At 68.7% G+C, this 20,565-nt stretch carries 12 protein-coding genes and 1 rRNA gene; 4 read left to right on the forward strand and 9 right to left on the reverse strand.

Annotated elements, in window-relative coordinates; genetic code table 11:
• Window positions 1-80, reverse strand: a 16S ribosomal RNA gene (locus E4O86_RS10775); the annotation flags it as partial.
• Between the two features lie 826 nt (window positions 81-906).
• On the opposite strand from E4O86_RS10775, the gene E4O86_RS10780 reads away from it, so the two are divergent.
• Window positions 907-1,884 (forward strand): crotonase/enoyl-CoA hydratase family protein, encoded by a 978-nt coding sequence (locus E4O86_RS10780; RefSeq protein WP_161140546.1) that lies wholly within the window; start codon window positions 907-909, stop codon window positions 1,882-1,884.
• 22 nt (window positions 1,885-1,906) lie between these two features.
• Here E4O86_RS10780 and E4O86_RS10785 read toward each other — a convergent pair whose 3' ends face one another.
• The 3 genes from E4O86_RS10785 to ade form a co-directional block, all read right to left on the reverse strand.
• Window positions 1,907-4,411, reverse strand: a complete 2,505-nt coding sequence (locus tag E4O86_RS10785) for an ATP-binding protein (protein ID WP_161140573.1) — start codon at window positions 4,409-4,411, stop codon at window positions 1,907-1,909.
• 50 nt (window positions 4,412-4,461) lie between these two features.
• Entirely contained in the window at window positions 4,462-6,609 is a 2,148-nt protein-coding gene (locus tag E4O86_RS10790; protein ID WP_161140547.1) for a GGDEF/EAL domain-containing response regulator, read from the reverse strand.
• 222 nt (window positions 6,610-6,831) lie between these two features.
• Entirely contained in the window at window positions 6,832-8,541 is a 1,710-nt protein-coding gene (gene ade / locus E4O86_RS10795; RefSeq protein WP_161140548.1) for an adenine deaminase, read from the reverse strand.
• Between the two features lie 113 nt (window positions 8,542-8,654).
• On the opposite strand from ade, the gene E4O86_RS10800 reads away from it, so the two are divergent.
• The 3 genes from E4O86_RS10800 to E4O86_RS10810 are packed head-to-tail and all read left to right on the forward strand — an operon-like array spanning window position 8,655 to window position 12,975.
• On the forward strand, window positions 8,655-9,389 hold the full coding sequence (locus tag E4O86_RS10800; protein ID WP_161140574.1) for an ABC transporter ATP-binding protein: 735 nt from the start codon (window positions 8,655-8,657) through the stop codon (window positions 9,387-9,389).
• 3 nt (window positions 9,390-9,392) lie between these two features.
• A complete protein-coding gene (locus E4O86_RS10805; protein WP_161140549.1) occupies window positions 9,393-11,756 on the forward strand; it encodes an ABC transporter permease in 2,364 nt (787 codons plus the stop codon).
• A 4-nt stretch (window positions 11,757-11,760) separates the two neighbouring features.
• On the forward strand, window positions 11,761-12,975 hold the full coding sequence (locus E4O86_RS10810) for an efflux RND transporter periplasmic adaptor subunit (RefSeq protein WP_161140550.1): 1,215 nt from the start codon (window positions 11,761-11,763) through the stop codon (window positions 12,973-12,975).
• 6 nt (window positions 12,976-12,981) lie between these two features.
• Here the strand turns inward: E4O86_RS10810 and E4O86_RS10815 are convergent, their stop codons facing one another.
• The 5 genes from E4O86_RS10815 to E4O86_RS10835 form a co-directional block, all read right to left on the reverse strand.
• Complete coding sequence (locus E4O86_RS10815; RefSeq protein ID WP_161140551.1) at window positions 12,982-13,965, reverse strand: zinc-dependent alcohol dehydrogenase family protein; 984 nt, start codon at window positions 13,963-13,965, stop codon at window positions 12,982-12,984.
• A gap of 79 nt (window positions 13,966-14,044) precedes the next feature.
• On the reverse strand, window positions 14,045-14,767 hold the full coding sequence (locus E4O86_RS10820) for an HAD family hydrolase (protein ID WP_161140552.1): 723 nt from the start codon (window positions 14,765-14,767) through the stop codon (window positions 14,045-14,047).
• Window positions 14,764-17,841 carry an efflux RND transporter permease subunit gene (locus tag E4O86_RS10825; RefSeq protein ID WP_161140553.1) on the reverse strand — a complete coding sequence of 1,026 codons (3,078 nt, stop codon included), beginning with the start codon at window positions 17,839-17,841 and terminating at the stop codon, window positions 14,764-14,766. Before E4O86_RS10825 ends, E4O86_RS10820 begins: the two co-directional genes overlap by 4 nt.
• The gene (locus E4O86_RS10830; protein ID WP_161140554.1) at window positions 17,838-19,058 is read right to left on the reverse strand and encodes an efflux RND transporter periplasmic adaptor subunit; all 1,221 of its coding nucleotides are present in this window, start codon (window positions 19,056-19,058) and stop codon (window positions 17,838-17,840) included. The genes E4O86_RS10825 and E4O86_RS10830 overlap by 4 nt, the downstream gene beginning before the upstream one ends.
• Window positions 19,059-19,273: 215 nt before the next feature.
• Window positions 19,274-20,449 (reverse strand): iron-containing alcohol dehydrogenase, encoded by a 1,176-nt coding sequence (locus E4O86_RS10835; protein ID WP_161140555.1) that lies wholly within the window; start codon window positions 20,447-20,449, stop codon window positions 19,274-19,276.
• Window positions 20,450-20,565 lie beyond the last annotated feature (116 nt).

Consider the following 20,565-nt stretch of genomic DNA (forward strand, 5'->3'; position numbering starts at 1 on the left):
CCCGAAGGTGGGCGTTCGACTTGCATGTGTTAAGCCTGCCGCCAGCGTTCGTTCTGAGCCAGGATCAAACTCTCAGGTTGAATGAGATCTTTCCCGGCACTGGTCACGCTTCATTTGACGAGGTCACACAGCTCGGACGCAAGGATCGGAACGGCCAAAGCCGCCCGCCCCCGCATCCGGGTGCTTCCTTGAGAAACGTAAACCGCCGATCTCTTCAACACGGCGCCGATCGCTCGGCGCCCGCAGGAGACCCGCCGTCCACGCTTCCCTTCCTTCAAACCAAATTGTCAAAGAACCGACGGCCTTAGCCGTCGCGGGCCGAAGCCCCCACCCTCAACCGCCGAAACGGAAAACCCCGCCCCCGAAAGAGCCGGACTTCCAGCCAGCGAACTAGAGTGAAACCCGAACCGCAGAGCCGCGCCAAACCGCCGCCCCGCAACCGGTGAACGCTGATATAGGAGCCTCGAAAACCCCTGTCAACGCCCTTCCGACCACCCCGCCCGAACCGCCCCGCCAGGGAACCGTCCAGGCAACGAAGCCCGCATCGGAACAACCCGCCGGAGCCAAAACCCCAGCCCGTCCCGATACGGAAGGCAATCGGAAAACCGCCCCGGAACCAACCAGCCCCGCAGCAGCCACCGCCATATACGAACCACCCCCAAACCATGTCAACCACATGACACGAAGAAAAAGGAACGACGACGCAACCGGCTGGCGCGGCCGCCGACCGGATCGGCTCCCGATAAGTGCGTTCCGGCGACCTCGCCCGGCCGCCATTAACCATCAGCGGAAAAAGAAGGCGCCTGGCTGCAGGAAATGCGACCCAAACCGCCTCCGCGCGATTATAGTGAACGAACGGTTAACCGCCCCCGGAAAGGGGCCGGCGACCAGCGGCGGAGATGGGTGATGGCGGCGTACGAGGAAGCTCGGCGGCAACCGGCGGGCCTCCGGGCGGGAGTTCGAAACCGTATCGCCGGGGTCGTGCAACAGCAGCAGCAGATCCAGGCGCAGGTTGCAGGCCATCCGGGGGATTCGTACGAGGAGATCGAGGTCGCGCTCGACGAGGCGACGGCGACCTTCTGGTGCATGATGCGGCCGCTCGGTCCGCCGAGCTACACGCCCGGGCTGCTGCGCGACCTCTCCCGCATGCAGGCAAGGCTCCGGCAGCTCGGCATTGAGCGTGCCGCGGCCGGACTGAACCCGCTCCGCTATTTCGTGGTCGGATCGAAGCTTCCCGGAATCTTCAATCTCGGCGGCGATCTCAGCCTGTTCGCCAAGCTGATCCGGGCCGGCGACCGCGAGGAGCTCAGGCGCTACGCCCGGGCCTGCGTCGACGTCGTCTACGAGAACGCCGTCTCCTACGGCCAGCCGCTCGTGACGATCGCACTCGTCGCCGGCGATGCGCTCGGCGGCGGGTTCGAGGCCGCGCTTTCCTGCGACGTCATCGTCGCCGAGCGTTCGACCCGTTTCGGCCTTCCGGAGATCCTTTTCAATCTCTTCCCCGGCATGGGCGCCTACAGCTTCATCTCCCGCCGCCTCGACGCGGCACGCGCGACCAAGATGATCATGAGCGGCCGGATCTACACCGCCGACGAGCTCTACGAGATGGGCCTCGTGGACATCGTCGTGCCGGACGGCGAGGGACTGGCGACCGTCAAGGACTACGTCGCGCGCAACCGCCGCCGCCACAATGCGGTGCAGGCCCTGCAGCAGGTGCGCAAGCGGGTCGCCCCGCTCGAGCTTCAGGAACTCGTCGACGTCGTGGAGATCTGGGTGGACGCGGCGCTGCGCCTGACGGAGGCGGATCTCCGGAAGATGGAGCGGCTGGCCGGCGCGCAGGACAGGCGCCGCGCGCTCGACGAGGCGCGCCGCGCCGCGATGTGAGGCGCGGGGGGCCCCTCTCTCCTCAGGCAGGCCCGCGCAGGCGCGTCTCGGGCGGGCGCGCGTCGAGCGCGAACCGCACCCGGTCGAACTCGCTGCGGAGCCGCTCGATCTGGGCCGCGCCGTCCCGGACCAAATCGTCATAGGGCAGTTCGCGCCAGGACAGGCAGAGCTGGTACATGCCCTGCGCACCGATATTGGCGGAGGCGCTCCTGAGCGCATGGGCCTGATCACGGAACGCGGCGACGTCGCGGTCGCGCACGGCGCTGTCGAGCTGTTCGAGAATGCGCGCGGCATCGCGCAGGAACTCTTCGACGACCTCCTCGACGAAGTCCTTGCCGCCGAGCGCCTCGAGATCCCCGAGCGCGCCCAGATCGATCGCGGGATGGTGGCTCGGCTTGAATCGCGGATGCGACGAGATCGAGGTGACGGTGTCGCCCGCCCGGTCGATCTGCGGCGCGGCCGACGCGTCCTCCGGCACGACCGCGTCGATCAAGGTCAGCAGCTGCCTCGGGTCGATCGGCTTGCTCGCGCAATCGTCCATCCCCGCCTCCATGCAGCGCTCGCGGGCCTCCTGGCTCGCATCGGCGGTAAGGCCCAGGATCGGCACCCGGCGCTGCCCGATCGAGGCGAAGCGGTAGAGCTTCGTCGCCTCGATGCCGTCGAGCACCGGCATGTTCACGTCCATCAGCACCACGTCGAACGTGTCCTCGGCGAGGATGTCGAGGGCGGCCTCGCCGTTCTCGGCAATGCGCGACCTATGTCCGGCACGCTCCAGGATCTTCGAAAGCACCTTCTGGTTCGTGCGGTTGTCCTCGGCGATGAGGACGTGAAGCGGTCGGCGCGCGACCAGCTGCAGGCCGACGGGGTCGACCTCCTCCTCGCCGTCGCGCTCGGCCGCGATCCGCAGCGCGGCCGCGAGATCCCGAGGCCGCACCGGCATCTCCACCATGGAGACCGTATGCCGGCGCAGCTCCGGCTCGGGAAGGCCTCCGTGGTCTGCCTCACCGACAAGGATGACGCGCGCCCGTCCCCCCGCCTGCCCCGCCAGCAGCGCCAGCGTGTCGAGAAGATCGGAGCGGAGGTCGGCAGGATCGAGGATGATCGCGATCCGCCCTGCCTGCGCGCCATCGAGGCGCGCCACGGCGGCGACCGCTTCCGGGGCCGTGCGCGCGCCGGCCGGGTGCACGTCGAGCGCCGCCAGGGCATCGCGCAGCTCTTCGGCCCTCCTGGGCGAGGCCGCGAGAAGCACGACGGGAAGGCCGGCGGCCATCGGCGCGCTCGGCGCGGCCTCGCCGACGCGGAACTCGCCGCTGACCCAGAAGGTGCTGCCTTCGCCGAGCCTGCTCTCGACGCCGATCTCGCCCCCCATCAGCCCGACCAGCTGGCGCACGATCGCCAATCCGAGGCCGGTGCCCCCGTAGCGGTTGATGATCGTCTCGTCGGCCTGGCTGAAGGATTCGAAGATGCGCTCCTTCGCCTCCGGCGCAATGCCGATCCCCGTGTCGCTCACCTCGAAGCGGAGCCGCGCGCGGCCCTCCGCCTCGCCGACCATGCCAACGGCGATCGTGACGCTGCCCCTGTCGGTGAACTTCACGGCGTTGCCTGCGAGATTGAGCAGGATCTCCTTCAAATGGCGCTCGTCGCCGATGACGGAGGGGGGGACGGCGGCGGAAATGTGCAGGCCGAGATGCAGGCCTTTCGCCTGCGCCTGGGCGGCAACCATGGCCTTGACCTCGCCTAAGCTTCGATGGAGGTTGAATGCCGCTTCGTGCACCGGCATCTTGCCGGCCTCCAGCCGCGAATAGTCGAGCAGCTCGTTGATGAGGGCGAGCAGCGACCCCGCGGAGGTCCGCACGGTTCGGATCATGTCGTACTGTTCCTCGTCGAGCTCGGTCCGCCCGAGAAGGTCGCCCATGCCGATAATGGCGTTGAGCGGCGTCCTGAGCTCGTGGCTCACGCTCGCCAGGAACATGCTCTTCGCCCGGCTCGCCTGCTCCGCCGTCGCGCGGGCGCGCTCCAGCTTGCGGATGAGCGTCGCCGCATAGAGCGGCAGGATGACCAGGCCCGCGAGAAGCCCCAGCGAAAGCGCGAAATGGTCCCGCCAGTAGGGCGTGGTCTGGATGACGAGCCCGAAGCCCGCGACCCCCGCCGCCGTGCCGACCAGGAGGTAGGGCACGCCGAAGCGGAAGCCGTTGCCGAAGATGACCCAGAGATAGACCGGGTAGAGCATTGCCGTGACGTCGCCGCCGGCATGCATGCCGTAGGAGAGGATGCCGAGATCGCTGACGATCGCCACCAGCCGCCGCGGCACGCAGATCCCGGGCCAGCCCAGCATGTGGATCATGAGGGCGAGCGAGAAGAAGCAGTAGAACGAGGTGAAGGCGAGCGGCTCGACGGCACCCGCATGGCCGGAGAGAAGCGAGACGGTCAGGTAGACGAGGATCAGGAAGCTGATCACGAGACGGTTGAGCATCATCTCGTGTTCGGTATCCGGGCGTCCGCGCAGCCGCGCCCGCAGCCTTGCCACCAGCGACGTTCTGGGCCGATCGATCGCGCCGCGCGTGCTCACCTCCGACCTCAGGCCGTGTTCGCCAGGCGCATCTGCGAGCGCACCAGCGCGACGAACTCCTCCGCCGGAAGCGGCCGGCTGAAGAAGTAGCCCTGCACCTCGTCGCACTTCTCGGCCGTCAGCAGCTCCATCTGCTCGTGGGTCTCCACGCCTTCCGCCGTCACGGCGAAGTCGAGGCTCCGCGCCATCCCGATGATCGCGCGCACGATCCCGAGATCGCGGTCATTCTCGCTCATCGCCCGGATGAAGTACTGGTCGATCTTGAGGCGGTCGATGGGGAACCGCTTCACGTACTTGAACGAGGAATAGCCGGTGCCGAAATCGTCGAGCGAGAACTGCACCCCGAGCTTCCGCAGCCGCGCCAGCTCGAAGACGACGGAATCGACGTTCTCCATGACGATGTTCTCGGTGAGCTCGAGCTCGAGCCGGCGCGGATCGAGCCCGGTCTCCCGCAGGGCCGAGGTCACCAGCTCGCAGACGTCCTGGCGACGGAACTGGAGCGGAGACATGTTGACCGCGACGCGGAGCGCGGGCAGGCCGCTGCGCAGCCACCGCTGCGCCTCGTGGCACGCTTCGTGGAGCACCCATTCGTTGATCGGGACGATCAGCCCGTTCGCCTCGGCGCGGTCGAGGAATGCCCCGGGCTGCACGATGCCGTGCCCCGGCCGGTTCCACCGCAGAAGCGCCTCGGCCCCGACGATCTGGCCGGTCCTGACGTCGACCTGCGGCTGGTAGAAGAGCAGGAACTGCTTCTGGTCGATGCCGCGGCGCAGCTCGGCATCGAGCAGGATCGCCTCGCGCGCCTTCGTGCGCATTTCCGGCAGGAAGAAGCATGCCGCGCCGCCGCCCTGCGCCTTGGCGCGGTACATCGCGAGGTCGGCGGTCTTCAGAAGTTCCTCGGCGCTGTCCCCGTCGCCGGGAAAGACGGTGGTCCCGAGGCTCACGCTCGCATCGAGCTCATGCCCTTCGATCACGGCCGGCCGGCTCACGGCGGCGGAGACGCGCTTCGCCATCTCCTCGATCGCCTCGCGCGTATCGGCCTGCGTCTGCAGGATCGCGAATTCATCGCCGCCAAGGCGGGCGACGACGTCGCCTTCGCCGGCGACCTGGCTCAGGCGGGAACCGACGATCTTGAGGAGCTCGTCGCCGCGGCTGTGGCCGAGCACGTCGTTGACGCTCTTGAAGTGGTCGAGATCGAGGAGATGGAGAGCGATCTCGCGGCCCGCCGCCCGCGCACGCGGGATCTCGCGGCTGAGACGGTCCGAGAGAAAGACCCGGTTCGGAAGATCGGTGAGGGGATCGTGATGCACGAGATGCACCAGATGGGCCTCGGCCTGCTTCCGCTCGGTGATCTCGAGCGAGGTCGTCAGCACGCTCGCGACCTCGCCTCCCGTCTCGCGCAAGGGGGATTTCGTCGTGATGAAGTGGCGCCGACGACCGTCGAGGTCGATCACCTCCTCTTCGAAGCTCGGCAACGCCTCGCCGGTCCTGAGTACGGCGGCATCGAGCTCGCTGTGACGTTTCTTGCGCTCGAGGCGGTTGGCCCTCGCCGTTTCCGGCCCCCGCGCCGCGCCCGACTCGTTGCCCTGGACGGAGATATGACAGGCATTGGCGAAGATGCAGCGGCCATCGCGATCGACCGCGCTGATCATCGCGGGCACGGTGTCGATCACCTGGGCGAGGCGCTCGCGGCTGTTGCGAAGCTCTTCGGCGCGGGACTGCTCGCTGTGCTGGAGGGCACGCTCGAGATCGGAGGCGCGATGCTCGAGGAGAAGCTGCTGATGTCTCAGCTTGAGGAGGTTGCGCGCGCGGGTGACGAACTCGCTGTGGTCGACCGGGCTCTGCAGGAAGTCGGTCGCGCCGGCCTCGAGCGCCTGGTGGCGGAAGCTCCGCTCCTCATACACCGTGATGACGATGACCGGGACGTCGGCGCAGCCGGGCTGCTCGCGAAACCGCCGCGTGAACTCGGCGCCGTCGATGTTCGGCATCTTGTAGTCGGTGATCACCAGATCGGGAACGTTTCCCGTCATCCAGGCGAGCGCCGAGAGCGGGTCCTCGAACGTCTTCACCACGACGTCCGCATCGATCGTCGCGGCGAGCCGGGTGAAGATCTGCCGATTGGTGGCTCGGTCGTCGAGGATGACTATCAGCGCCATCTTGCTACCGCCTCCTCCGGCCCGCACACCAATCGTCAAGGGCCGCTCGCCTTTCGGTACGACCGCCCGCAACCGAGCCGACAAATAAAGTAGAAGTGTGTAGATTTGCCTCGACCCACGGTCCGGCAACGCTTTCGATCAGCCATGGTGGACGAGAGGTAACCGCCAGCGGCTTTAGGAATGCTTAATGGGTCGGCAGCCCGGGCGGCGCCCTGCCGCCCGTCATGCCCCGAGCAGGCGGAAGGCGTCGACGTCGAACAGCCCAAGATCTGTGATCTTCAGGTGCGGAATGACCGGAAGCGGCAGGAAGGCGACCTGGAGGAACGGCTCGGGAAGCGTGCAGCCGAGCCCGCGCGCGGCTTGGCGAAGCGTGAGGAGATCGGCGTGCACGCTCTCGAAGGGCGCAAGGCTCATGAGCCCGGCGAGCGGGAGCGCGAGTTCCGCTTCGATGCAGCCGGAAGAGGCCACCACGAAACCGCCGCCGAGCGCGCTGACCCGGTTTGCCGCGGCCGCCATGTCGTCGGCCTCGATCCCGACCACGGTGATGTTGTGGCTGTCGTGGCCGACCGAGGACGCGATCGCGCCGCGCTTCAGGCCGAAGCCGTGGACGAAACCCTTCCCGATATTCCGGTTCCGGCCGTGGCGCGCGACGACGGCGACGCGGATCGCGTCCTGCGCGGGATCGGGCAGCTGGAACCCGCCCTCCTCCGGCAGCCGCATCGCCAGCCGCTCGGTGATGATCCGGCCGGGAACCACGCCGATGACGGGCACCTCCCCCGCCGCAGCGGGAACACGGAAATCGGCCGGCTCGACGACAGGCGCCTTCATGCTGTCCAGTCCCACCGGCGGAACCGGGACACGCGCCTCGAAGAGCGCGTCCGAGACCGGCCGCCCGCCGGCGATGACCCGGACGACGCGGCAGCTCGCAATGTCGTCCGCCACCAGGACGAGATCGGCGCGCCAGCCGGGCGCGACGAGGCCCCGGTCGCGCAGCCCGAACGCCATCGCCGCCGACCACGAGGCGGCACGGTAGGCGAGGTGCGGCTCGCGCCCGAGCCGGATCAGCTCGCGGATCATGTGGTCGAGATGGCCTTCCTCGGCGATGTCGAGCGGGTTCCGGTCGTCGGTGCAGAGCGCCATCACGGATGCGGTGTCCGCGTCGAGCACCTCGGCGAGCGCGTGAAGGTCCTTCGAGACGGACCCTTCCCTGATGAGCACCGTCATCCCCTTGGCGAGCTTCTCGCGCGCCTCCGCCGCCGACGTGGCCTCGTGCTCGGTCCGGATTCCGGCCGCGAGATAGGCGTTGAGGGCCTTTCCCCCGAGTAGCGGCGCATGACCGTCCACATGGCCGCCACCGAACGCGGCCAGCTTGTCGAGCACGCCGGGATCGCACTGGATCACGCCGGGAAAATTCATGAACTCGGCGAGCCCGATCACCTTCGGATGGCTGCGGAACGGCAGGAGGTCCGCGGCTTCCAGGGCGGCCCCGGCGGTTTCGAAGACGGTTGCCGGCACGCAGGAGGAAAGCTGGACGCGGAGGTCCATCACCATCCGCTCGCTGCAACCGAGGAAATAGCGGATGCCCTCGGCGCCCAGCACATTGGCGATCTCGTGGGGATCGCAGATCGCCGTCGTGACACCGTGGGGCAGCACGCAGCGCTCGAATTCGAAGGGCGTCACGAGCGAGGACTCGACATGAAGATGCGTGTCGATGAAGCCGGGCACGCAGACGAGCCGACGACCGTCGATCACCTCCCGTCCGTCGTATTCGGCCAGGGTGCCGACGATGCGGTCCCCGACGATCGCGACGTCGCTCTCGACCGTGGCGCCGGTGATGACGTCGAGGATCGCCGCGCCCTTGATGACCAGGTCGGCCGGCTCACGGCCGGCCCCGGCGGCGATCGCGCGCCGAAGGAACTCCTTGTCGACCATGTGTCGTCCCCTTCTCCTCGAGCCCGAGGCACCGCCGGCCATCGAAGAGGCACGGCGGAATTTCCGCAAGGCTTGATCCAGGCCAAGGCGCCTGATTGCCTGTCTCCACCGAAATGACCGAGGATGGAAGGCGAGCCAGGGTGCCGGAGCCGGTCTTCACGATCACGGGCCTGAAGAAGAGCTACCGGACCGGCGATGTCGTCGTGCAGGCGCTGCGCGGCGTCGACGCGATTCTCTACGATCGGGAAGTGGCCGTCCTGCTCGGCCCTTCCGGCAGCGGGAAATCCACCCTGCTCAACATTATCGGCGGGCTCGATACGGCGACGGAAGGGACCGTGCTCTTCCGAGGCGAGAACCTCGCCGAATATTCGGAACGCAAGCTCACGCTCTACCGGCGCGACCATGTCGGCTTCGTCTTCCAGTTCTACAATCTCGTGCCAAGCCTCACGGCCAAGGAGAACGTGGCGCTCGTCACGGAGGTGGCCCGGGAACCCATGCGCCCGGAGGAGGCGCTGGACCTGGTCGGGCTCGGGGAGCGCCTCTCGCATTTTCCGGCCCAGCTCTCGGGCGGCGAGCAGCAGCGTGTCGCCATCGCGCGGGCAATCGCGAAGCGGCCCGACGTGCTCCTGTGCGACGAGCCGACCGGCGCGCTCGATTCGCGCACCGGGATCCGGGTTCTCGAGGCGCTGACGACCGTGAACGAATCGCTCGGAACGACGACGGCGATCATCACCCACAACGCCGCCATCCAGCGGATCGCACATCGCGTCTTCACCTTCTCGGACGGCCGCATCGTCGAGACGCACGAGAACGCCGAGCGGGTGCGGCCCGCGGACGTCGAGTGGTGAACGATGCGCACGCTCGACATCAAGCTCGTGCGCGACCTGAAACGCCTCTGGGCGCAGGCCCTCGCCGTCGCCCTCGTGCTGGCCTGCGGCGTCGCAACGCTCATCCTGGCGACGGGGGCGTACCGCTCGCTCGAAGAGACCCGCTCGGCCTATTACGAGCGCTATCGCTTCGCCGACGTCTTCGCGTCCGCCACGCGGGCTCCGCTCTCTGTCGGCGACACCTTGCGCGCCATTCCAGGGGTCGCCGCCGTCGAGACCAGGGTGATGCGCCACGTCCTCCTCGACATTCCCGGCATGCGTGAGCCGGCGACCGGGATGGCCGTATCGCTGCCGGCCGGGCGCGAGCCGGCGGTCAACGCAGTCTTCCTCCGGGAGGGTAACTGGCCCGAAGCCGGCCGCGAACTGGAAGCCGTCATCAACGAGAACTTCGCCGAGGCGCACGGCTTCGAGCCGGGCTCCACCTTCCAGGCGATCCTGAACGGCGCGAAGGCGACCATCCGCGTGACCGGGATCGGGCTCTCGCCCGAATTCGTCTATGCGCTCGGCCCCGGCGACATGATGCCGGACGACCGCCGCTTCGGCGTGCTCTGGATGCCGGAGCGGGCGCTTGCACCGCTCTTCGACCTCGACGGCGCGTTCGACAGCGTCGGGCTGCGGCTCCTGCGCGGCGCGAGCGAGCCGGACGTGATCGACGCGGTCGACGACGCGCTGTCGCGTTACGGCGGCACCGGCGCCTACGGCCGGAAGGACCAGATGTCGAACGCCTTCCTGGACGGCGAGCTGACCCAGCTTTCGGCGATGGCGCGCATCATCCCGCCGATCTTCCTGTTCGTCTCGGCGTTCCTGATCAACATGATCCTGTCGCGGCTGATCGCGCTCGAGCGCGAGCAGATCGGCCTCCTCAAGGCGCTCGGCTATGGCCGCTTCGCGGTAGCCTGGCACTATCTGAAGCTCGTCATCCTGATCGCCGCGGTCGGGATCGCGATCGGCTTCGTCGCGGGAACCTGGCTCGGACGCGGCCTCACCGAGCTCTACTCGAAATTCTATTCCTTCCCGTTCCTGATCTTCCGCTGGGACGCGGACATCTATCTCGTGGCGGCCGGCGTCTCGCTGGGCGCGGCCGTCGCCGGCGCGGCACGGGCCGTCTTCTCGACGCTCGCGCTCGCCCCGGCCGTCGCCATGAAGCCGCCTGCGCCCCCCGTCTACCGCCAGTTTCTCGGCGGTGCGCTCGCCCGGGTGCCGCTGTTCTCGCAGCTGACCATCATGGGCCTGCGCCACATGATGCGCTGGCCGGTCAGGGCGGCCACGAGCATGCTCGGCACGTCGCTCGCCGTCGCGCTCCTCATCGTCGCGCTCTTCAGCTTCGATTCCGTCGCCTTCATGCTGGAGGTGATGTTCTACCAGTCCGAACGCGAGGACGCGACGCTGAGCTTCGCTTCGGAGCGTCCCCCCGCCGTCGTGCCGGCCGTGCTCGACCTGCCCGGCGTCATGAAGGCGGAACCGTTCCGCGCCGTCGCCGCGATCGTGCGCCACGGCCATCTCGAACGCCGCCTCAGCCTCACCGGAAAGCCGCCCGGAGCGGATCTGAGCCGCGTGCTCGACATGGAGCTCGCCCCGGTCGTGCTGCCGGAGACCGGACTGGCCGTCAGCGACCGGGTGGCGAGCCTCCTCGACATCCGGCTCGGCGACCTGGTGGAGGTGGAGCTGCTCGAGGGCAGCCGCCGCACGGCCGAGGTGCCGGTGACGGCGATCATCCAGAGCTATATCGGGCTGATGGTCTTCATGGATGCCGGCGCGCTCGACCGCCTGGCGGGGATCGGGCCGCGCGTCTCCGGCGTGCACGTCTCCGTCGACCCGGCGCGGCTCGATGCGCTCTACCGGGCCGTGAAGGAGACCCCGGCGGTCAGCTCCATCGCGCTGCAGACGGTCTCGCGCGACCGCTTCAGGGAGACCATGCAGGAGAACATGACGATCATGACGACGATCTATGTCACGCTTGCCGTCATCATCGCCTTCGGCGTGGTCTACAATTCGGCCCGCATCCAGCTCTCCGAGCGCGCGCGCGAGCTCGCGACGCTCCGCGTCCTCGGCTTCACGCGCGCGGAGGTCTCCCGCGTCCTCCTGACCGAGCTCGGGGTCGTGGTGCTCCTCGCGCAGCCGCTCGGCTGGGCGCTCGGCTACGGCTTCTCGGCCGCCGTCGTGTCGGGCCTCGCGAGCGATCTCTTCCGGGTGCCGCTCGTCGTGGAGCCGGCGACCTTCGTCAAGGCGAGCCTCGTCGTCGCCGGCGCGGCCATCGTCTCCGCGCTGATCGTCCGCCGCCGGATCGACCGGTTCGATCTCGTCGAAGTGCTGAAGAGCCGGGAGTGAGCCGATGGTCTGGGTGAGACGCGCGGTCCTGCTCGTCGTCGCGGCGCTCATCGTCGGCGGCGCCGTCTACGCGCTGTTGCCGTCGCCCGTCCAGGTGGATCTCGGTCCGGTCGACCGGGGCACGATCGAGGTGACGGTCGACGAGGAGGGCATGGCGCGGATCGCCGATGTCTACCAGGTGTCGTCGCCGGTCGCGGGCCAGCTCGAGCGCTTTCCGCTCAAGGTCGGCGATTCGGTGAAGCGCGGCGTCACGATCATCGGCGAGATCCGGCCCGCGCAGCCGGCCTTCCTTGACGTCCGGTCGCGGCGCGAGCTCGAGGCCGCCGTCGACGCCGCCCGCGCCGCCGTCGAGCTGGCCCGGGCGGAGCTCACGCGCTCGCAGGCGGAGGCCCGCCTCGCCGACGCCGACCTCGACCGCGCCGAGCGCCTGGCAGGCACGTCCACCATCTCCGCCCGCGCGCTCGAGAAGGCCGTCCTCGACGCGCAGTCGGCGCAGGCGCAGGTGCAGCAGTCGCAGGCCAACCTGCAGCTCCGGCAAAGCGAACTCGCAAGCGCGGAGGCCCGCCTCATCCAGCCCGACCAGACGGCCGGCGAGAATGCGGGCAGCTGCTGCGTGCTGATCCGGCCGCCGGTCGACGGCGTGGTGCTGAAGGTCATGGCGGAGAACGCGCAGGTGGTCGCGGCCGGAACCCCGATCGCGCAGATCGGAAATCCGAGCGATCTGGAGGTCGTGGTGGATCTCCTCTCGAGCGACGCGGTGCGCGTGCGGCCGGGCGCGGAGGCCTATGTCGAGGGCTGGGGCGGCGGCGAAATCCTGCCTGCCCGCGTCCGCCGCGTCGACCCGGCCGCCTTCACGAAGGTCTCGGCGCTCGGCATCGAGGAGCAGCGGGTCAACACCGTGCTCGACCTCGTCGCGCCGGCCGCCCAGACAAAGCGGCTCGGGCACGAATACAGGGTCGACGTGAGGATCGTCCTCTGGCGGGGAGAGGTGGTCCGCGTGCCGCTCGCCGCGCTGTTCCGGCAGGGCGCGGACTGGGCCGTCTTCAAGGTCGTCGACGGCAAGGCGGCGCTCACACGGGTGAAGATCGACCACCGGAACACGGCGCAGGCCGAGGTCACGGCCGGCCTTTCGCCGGGCGACGTGGTGATCCTGCATCCGAGCGATCGGGTCGAGGACGGCATCCGCGTCGCGTCCCGCACGACAGACCGGGCGAGCTGAACCGGCCTACGGCACCAGCACCGCCGCGCCGGTGAGCTCGCCCGCGCGCAGCCGCGCGAGCGCGAGGTTCGCCGCTTCGAGCGGAAACACCTCGACATGGGTCCTGACCGGCACCCGCGGCGCAACCGCGAGAAAGGATTCGGCGTCGGCGCGTGTGAGGTTGGCGACCGAACGCAGCACGCGCTCGCCCCAGAGGATCGCATAAGGGAACGACGGAATGTCGCTCATGTGGATGCCGGCGCAGACGACCGTTCCGCCCTTCCGCACGGCACGGAGCGCCGCCGGCACGAGCGGGCCGACAGGCGCGAAGATCACCGCGCAATCGAGCTCGGCCCGGGACGGCTCGTCGGAGCCCCCCGCCCACACCGCGCCGAGCGAGCGTGCAAAATCCTGCGCCGCATTGTCGCCCGGACTGGTGAAGGCATGGACCTCCTGCCCGAGATGGCGCGCGACCTGCGCCATGATGTGGGCGGCCGCGCCGAAGCCATAGATGCCGATGCGGCCCGCCTCCCCTGCCATCCTGTGGGCGCGATGGCCGATCAGGCCCGCGCAGAGGAGCGGCGCCGCCTCGACATCGGAATAGCCGGCGGGCAGCGGAAACGCGAAGCGGGCGTCGGCGACCGCGAATTCGGCGTAGCCGCCGTCGAGCGTGTAGCCCGTGAAGGAGGGCCGGTCGCAGAGATTCTCCTCGCCGGCGCGGCAGAAGCGGCATTCCCCGCAGGTGCGGCCGAGCCAGGGCACCCCGACCCTGTCTCCGAGCTTGAAGCGCTCGACGCCCGGGCCGGTCGCGGCGACCCGTCCGACGATCTCGTGGCCCGGCACGAGCGGGAGCTTCGGATCCGGCAGCTCGCCGTCGACCACGTGGAGGTCGGTCCGGCAAACGCCGCAGGCGAGCACCTTGACGAGGACCTCTCCCGGTCCCGGCCGAGGGACGGGCAGCTCGCGGAGCACGAGCGGCGTGCCCGGCCGCTCCAGAACCATCGCCTTCATGACGCCCCTCCGTCTTCGGGGAGAGCTTAGAGGGCGAACCGATCCGTGCAAGGCGCGGCATAGGCTCCGCGCCGGGGCTTCAATCCGTGGCGAAAAGCCAGCTCGGCAGATCGACCACGGCCTGAAGCACCGCGTCGGCATGAGGCGCGAGATCCTCGTACCTGCCGTTCCCGGTCAGCACCCCCACGGCGGCGCCGGCACCCGCCGACCGCGCCATGTGAAGGTCGTGGAGATTGTCGCCCACCATCAGGACGCCCCCCGGATCGACGCCAGCCGTCCGGCAGAAGCTTTCCACCATGTCCGGGGCAGGCTTCGGGTTCGCGACCGCATCATAGCCGATCACCGCCTCGAAGCGGTCGGCGAGGCCGATCCGGCCGAGCCATGCCCGGGCGGCGGCCGTGCTGTCGTTGGTCGCCACCCCGAGGCGGAAGCCCCGCATGCGCAGGAGGTCGAGCATGGCGCCGAGGCCGGCGATCGGCAGCGCTTCCACGCCCTCGGTGACGAACACCTCGTTGACGCGCGCCTCGAGCCGGGCGCGCTCGGCGACCTCCGCCGCGGGAAACCAGAGGTCGACGATGTCGCGCGAATTGCCGGCGCCGAGCACGGAGCCGGGCGCCACGCGGCTCGTGAGCGGATCCATGCCGCCCTGGACGAGAAGACGCTCCGCGCGCGCCGCGTCGCCCTCTGCCAGCTCGTGCGCCAGCCGCCGGAAGATCGGCGGCCAGCTCGCCTGGAAATCGGCGAGCGTGCCGTCCTTGTCGAAGAGCACCGCCTGCAGCGGAGGCGGCCGCCGCGCGCTCATTCGGCCGGCGAGAGATGCGCGTCTCCGCGCAGGATGTGCGTCGCCTCGGCGTCGCGCGTGGCGATGAGCGTGTAGAACATCGGCAGCACGAAGAGGGTGAAGAGCGTGCCGATCGTCATGCCGGCCGCGATCACGAGGCCCATCGAGAAGCGCGCCGCCGCACCTGCGCCCTCCGCCCGCAGGAGCGGGATGACGGCGAGCACGATCGCCGCGGTCGTCATCAGGATCGGACGGAGCCGGACGCGGGCCGCGGCGACGATCGCCTCGCGCTTGGTGAGGCCGGTTTCGCGCTGCTGGTTGGCGAACTCCACCATCAGGATGCCGTGCTTGGTGATGAGGCCGATCAGCGTGATGAGACCGACCTGGGTGTAGATGTTGAGCGTCGCGAGGCCGAGATTGAGCGGCACCAGCGCACCGAAGATCGAGAGCGGCACGGTCATCATGATGATGAGCGGATCGCGGAAGCTCTCGAACTGCGCCGCGAGCACCAGATAGATGATGACGATGGCGAGGCCGAAGGCGATGAGGGTCGAGTTGCCCTCGGTCACCTCCAGGCGCGACTGGCCGGCGAAATCCTCGAAGAAGCCGGTCGGCATGACCTCGCTCGCGATGTCCCGGAGCGCCTGCAGCCCGTCGCCGGTGGTCACGCCCGGCAGCGGCAGCGCGGAGAGGGTCGCGGAGTTGAGCTCGTTGAACTGCTCGATCGCCGTCGCCACCGCCTGGGTCTCGACGCGGATGACGGCGGAGAGCGGGACCATGGCGCCGGACGCGCTGCGCACGAAATAATCGCCGAGATTTTCCGGGTTGAACCGGTCGTGCTGCGGCACCTGGGTGATGACGTCGTAGCTGCGGCTCTCGCGGTCGAACTTCGAGACCGAGCCGCCGCCGACGAGCGCGTTGAGCGTGGTGCCGATCTCGCTGATGCTGACGCCAAGCGCGGCCGCCCGGTCGCGGTCGATGGTGACCCGTGCCTGCGGCAGGGTGAAGGCGAGCGAGTTTTGCACGACGATGAAGCGGCCGCTCTTCATCGCGCGGTCCTTGATCTGCTCGGCGACCGCATAGACGTCCGATGCGTCGCCGATCGAGCGGATCACGTACTGGATCGGCATACCGCCGCCGGAGCCCGGCAGGGAAGGCGGCGAGAAGACGAAGGCCTGCACGCCCGCGACCTTGTCGATGATGCCCTGGATCTGGTTCTTCACCTCGTCCTGCGAACGGTCGCGCTCGCCCCAGGGCTTCAGCACCCAGGCCGCGAAGGCCGAACTCGACCCGCCGAAGCCGACCACCGAGAAGCGGGCGTCCACTTCCTTGATGTCGGCGGTGCGGGTGCGCATCTGTTCGGCATACATCTCCGTATAATCGGAGGTGGCGTAGGCCGGTGCCGTGATGAGCGCGAAGAGCGCGCCGCGATCCTCCTCCGGCGCGAGCTCGCTGCTCGTGTTCAGGAACAGGAAGATCATGGTTCCGAAGAGCGCGAGCACGATGAAGAGCGTCACGGGCCGGTAGTCGAGCGAGCCGGAGACGCGCCGGCCATACCAGGACGACAGGCTCTCGAAGCGACGGTCGACGAAGGACTGGAACCGGCTCACCTTCGCGCCATGCCCCGGCAGCAGCCGGGCCGACATCATGGGCGACAGCGTGACCGCGATGAAGCCCGAGATGATGACCGCACCGGCCAGCGTGAACGCGAACTCGCGGAACAGCGAGCCGGTCAGGCCCTGCACGAAGCCGATCGGCGCATAGACCGCGGCGAGCGTGATCGTCATCGCCACGACCGCACCGAAGATTTCCCGCATGCCGACGATCGCCGCCTGCATCGGCGGCTCGCCGCGCTCGAGATGACGATGGATGTTCTCCACGACCACGATGGCATCGTCCACGACGAGGCCGATCGCGAGCACCATCGCGAGAAGCGTCAGCGTGTTGATGGAATAATCGAGCGCCCAGAGGACGAAGCAGACGCCGACGAGCGACAGCGGTATCGTGACGATCGGCACCAGGACCGAGCGGAAGGACCCAAGGAAGAGGAGGATGACGAGCACCACGATCACCACCGCTTCGCCGATCGTCCGGAACACTTCCTCGATCGAGGCCTGGATCGATTCCGTCGCGTCGTAGACGAGGTCGAGCGCCATGCCGGGCGGGAGCTCGCGCTGGATCTGGGGCAGCTCCGCCCGGACCGCCGAGGAGACGTCGAGCGGATTGGCCTCCGGGCCGCCGCTGATCCCCAGGAAGATGCCCTGCTCGCCGTTGAACGAGACCTTCACGTCCTCGCTCTCCGGCCCGAACTCCACCCGCGCGACATCCCCGAGCCGCACGACCTCCGCGCCTTCGGAGCGGACGGGCAGCTGCCCCATCGCCTCCGGCGTCTGGAGCGTCGTCGCGGTCTCGATGGTGTAGGCGACGAACTCGTTCTGCGTCTTGCCCGGCGCGGAGAGGAAGTTGCTGGCGCGAATCGCGCTCAGCACGTCGGAAGCGGTCACCGACCGCGCGGCCATCTTCAGCGGATCGAGCCAGATGCGCATCGCGAACTCGCGCCCGCCCAGGATCTGGACCTCGCCGACGCCTTCGATCGTCGAGAACCGAGACTGCACCACGCGCGAGATGTATTCCGTGACCTGCTGCGGATTCATCGTCGAGCTGCGCACGGCGAGATACATCAGGGCGAAGGTCTGGCCGGTGCCCTTCTGGATGATCGGGTCCTCGGCGTCGGTCGGGAGCTGGCCCCGGACCTGCTGCACCTTGGCGATGACGTCGACGAGCGCCTGGTCCGGATCGGCGTTGAGCCGCATGTTGACCGTGACCGTGCTCGAGCCGAGGCTGCTCTTGGACGTCACGTAGTCGACGCCGTCCGCGGTCGCGACCGCCTTCGCGACCGGGGTCGTGATGAAGCCCTGCATCAGTTCCGCACCCGCGCCCGGATAGGTCGTCGTGACGGTGATCACCGTCTCCTCGACCTCCGGGTATTCGCGGATCGACATGTTGATGAAGCCCTGCGCCCCGAGGAGCAGGACGAGCAGGCTGACGACGATCGTGAGGACCGGACGCCGGATGAAGAGTTCGGAGAAGTTCATCGGCTGCTCGCCTGCTCTTCGAGCGCGACCTTGGCAGGATCAATGCTGTTGTCGATCGCCACCGGCGCGTTGTTGGAGAGCTTGTTCTGCCCCGAGGTGATGACCTGCTGCCCCGGCTCCAGGCCCTTGGCGATCTCCACGAGCTGCCCCTGGCGCCGCCCGAGCACGACGAAGACCTGCTTGGCCACCAGCTTCGGCCCCTCCTCGCCGCCGGCCGCCGGCTCTTCGGCACCGGTGGATGCGGCCGGCGCGGCAGGCGGAGCGGCGCCGCCGGCGCTCCCCGCCTCGCCTTCCGCCGCCGACGGCTTCTCCTCCTCGACGACGAAGACATAGTCGCCGTAGAGGCTCGTCACGACGCTCGTCTGCGGAATCGCGATGATGTTGGCCTCGGCGGGCAGACGGATGCGCACCTGGACGAACTGGCCGGGGCGGAGCACGCCGTCCGAATTCTCTACCTCGGCGCGCACCGACACCAGCCTGGTGGCCGGATCGATCTTCGGATCGATCCCGGTGATCCGGCCTCTGTAACGGAAATCATCGCCCTGGAGAGCGAACATCGCCTCCTGCCCGAGCCTCAGATCGCCAAGGCGCTGCTCGGGAACGGTGAAATCGGCCTTCATCGTATCGAGCTGCTGGAGCGTCGCGATGCTGGTGCCGGCCTGCACGAACGCGCCGACATCCACCCGCGGGATGCCGATCGTGCCGGAGAACGGCGCCTTGATAGCCTTCTGTTCGATGACGGCCTTGAGCCGCTCCAGCGTGGAGCGGGAGGCGGCGAGCGTCGTCTGCGCCTCCTGCAGGGTGGCTTCCGAGCTGACGCCGCGCTGCTCGAGGCGGGTGGCGCGCTCGAGCTGCGCCTCGTCGCGCTTGATCGCGGCCTGCGCGGCGATGAGCTCCGCGCGCTCGATCGCGTCGTCGATCTGGACGAGAAGCTGGCCCTCCTCCACCTGATCGTTCGCATTGAAGGCGACCTTCGTCACGACGCCGGCGGTCTGGGAGGCGACGTCCACCCCCTGAGCCGCCACCAGCGAACCGATCGCCTCGATTTCGGGCGCCCAGTTCATCGGGCGCACCTCGGCCGCCGAGACGGTGACGGTCGGGACCGGCCTCGATGCGAAGAACTGTCCGATCATTTTGGCGCGGAACAGGTTGAAGCCGACCAGCCCGCCGACGACCAGGCCCACCAGCAAGATGGCAATGAGAAAGCGCTTGATCATGACGTTCGGGCAGGCCTTGAAAGATGAAACGGTGGCCGGAGACGGGTCCGTCGCTCGATACGCCCGACCCTCTCGCGGCAGAAGTTCCGGCCGAATCCGGCCGGCCCCGGATGCGCGGAACGACAGCGAGAAATTAGCGGATCGGCCGCGTGTGTCCAGTAGACGGCCGAAGCCGATGCTGCAATCGCAAAATCACGATGGGGCGACGTGCCCGGTCAAACGGCCGCGCGGCCGAGATCGCCCGTCATCGCGGCGTCGAAAATCGCCAGCGCCCCGTCGACCGTGAGGGCGACCGGATTGCCGCCGGCGGTCGGATCGACGACGGCCATTTCGGCGATCCGCTGCCGGTCCGAACCGTCGAGGCCGAAATCGGCGAGCGTGTCCGGCACGCCGATCGCGGCGCGGAGCGCAAGCACCGCCGTCAGGAACCCGTCATATCCGTCGGCGATGCCGAGATAGCCGGCCGCCCGCTTGATCTTCGGCGTGATGGCCTCGCGGTTGAACGCCAGCACATAGGGCATGAAGACGGCGTTGGTCATGCCGTGATGGGTGTCGTAGAGCGCGCCGACCGGATGGGAGAGCGCATGGATGGCGCCGAGGCCCTTCTGGAACGCGGTCGCTCCCATCGCCGCGGCGGCCATCATGTGGGCGCGCGCGGGAATGTCGGAGCCGTCGGCGACCGCTCTCGGCAGGCTGTCGAAGACGAGGCGCATGCCCTCCACCGCGATGCCGTCGGCCATCGGGTGGAAGGCCGGCGCGCAATAGGCCTCGAGGCAGTGCGCGAGCGCGTCCATGCCGGTCCCGGCGGTGATGCGCGGCGGCATCCCGACCGTCAGCTCCGGATCGCAGATGACGGTGGTCGGCATCATCTTCGGATGGAAGATCACCTTCTTGGTATGGGTCGCCTCGTCGGTAATGACGCCGGCGCGGCCGACTTCCGAGCCCGTCCCCGCCGTCGTCGGCACTGCGATGATCGGCGCGATGCCGGCCGGATCGGCGCGCGTCCACCAGTCGCCGATATCCTCGAAGTCCCAGACCGGCCGGCTCTGCCCCACCATGAAGGCGATCAGCTTGCCGACGTCGAGGGCGCTGCCGCCGCCGAATGCGACCACGCCGTCATGGCCGCCGGCGCGGAACGCCTCGACGCCGGCGACGAGGTTCGACTCGACCGGATTGGGCTTGACGTCGGAAAAGATGCCGGCTTCGGTGCCGGCGAGACGGAGGACGTCGAGGGCGCGGGCCGTGATCGGGAGCGGCCGGAGCACCGGATCGGTGACGAGGAGGGGCCGCGCGATGCCCGCCGACCGGCAGGCTTCGGCGAGTTCGGCGATGCGCCCGGTGCCGAAGCGGACGGTGGTGGGATAATTCCAGTTCGCCGCCAACTGCACCATGACCCCCCGGACCCCTGACTTTTAGCTGACTTATAATAGCAGATTTTGTGTACGATTGGATACGGCTGTGTGTCCGGCCTCGGATAATTCCCGCATGTTTCCCGCATGCGGCCGGG

Source organism: Propylenella binzhouense, from assembly GCF_009866965.1.
GTDB classification, from domain to species: Bacteria; Pseudomonadota; Alphaproteobacteria; order Rhizobiales; family Afifellaceae; genus Propylenella; species Propylenella binzhouense.

Coding starts and splice junctions, on each gene's coding strand:
- E4O86_RS10800 (WP_161140574.1), top strand. CDS start 8,655: ATGACCGAGGATGGAAGGCGAGCCAGGGTGCCGGAGCCGGTCTTCACG.
- E4O86_RS10805 (WP_161140549.1), top strand. CDS start 9,393: ATGCGCACGCTCGACATCAAGCTCGTGCGCGACCTGAAACGCCTCTGG.
- E4O86_RS10815 (WP_161140551.1), bottom strand. CDS start 13,965: ATGAAGGCGATGGTTCTGGAGCGGCCGGGCACGCCGCTCGTGCTCCGC.
- ade (WP_161140548.1), bottom strand. CDS start 8,541: ATGGTCGACAAGGAGTTCCTTCGGCGCGCGATCGCCGCCGGGGCCGGC.
- E4O86_RS10825 (WP_161140553.1), bottom strand. CDS start 17,841: ATGAACTTCTCCGAACTCTTCATCCGGCGTCCGGTCCTCACGATCGTC.
- E4O86_RS10790 (WP_161140547.1), bottom strand. CDS start 6,609: ATGGCGCTGATAGTCATCCTCGACGACCGAGCCACCAATCGGCAGATC.
- E4O86_RS10780 (WP_161140546.1), top strand. CDS start 907: ATGGCGGCGTACGAGGAAGCTCGGCGGCAACCGGCGGGCCTCCGGGCG.
- E4O86_RS10820 (WP_161140552.1), bottom strand. CDS start 14,767: ATGAGCGCGCGGCGGCCGCCTCCGCTGCAGGCGGTGCTCTTCGACAAG.
- E4O86_RS10810 (WP_161140550.1), top strand. CDS start 11,761: ATGGTCTGGGTGAGACGCGCGGTCCTGCTCGTCGTCGCGGCGCTCATC.
- E4O86_RS10830 (WP_161140554.1), bottom strand. CDS start 19,058: ATGATCAAGCGCTTTCTCATTGCCATCTTGCTGGTGGGCCTGGTCGTC.
- E4O86_RS10835 (WP_161140555.1), bottom strand. CDS start 20,449: ATGGTGCAGTTGGCGGCGAACTGGAATTATCCCACCACCGTCCGCTTC.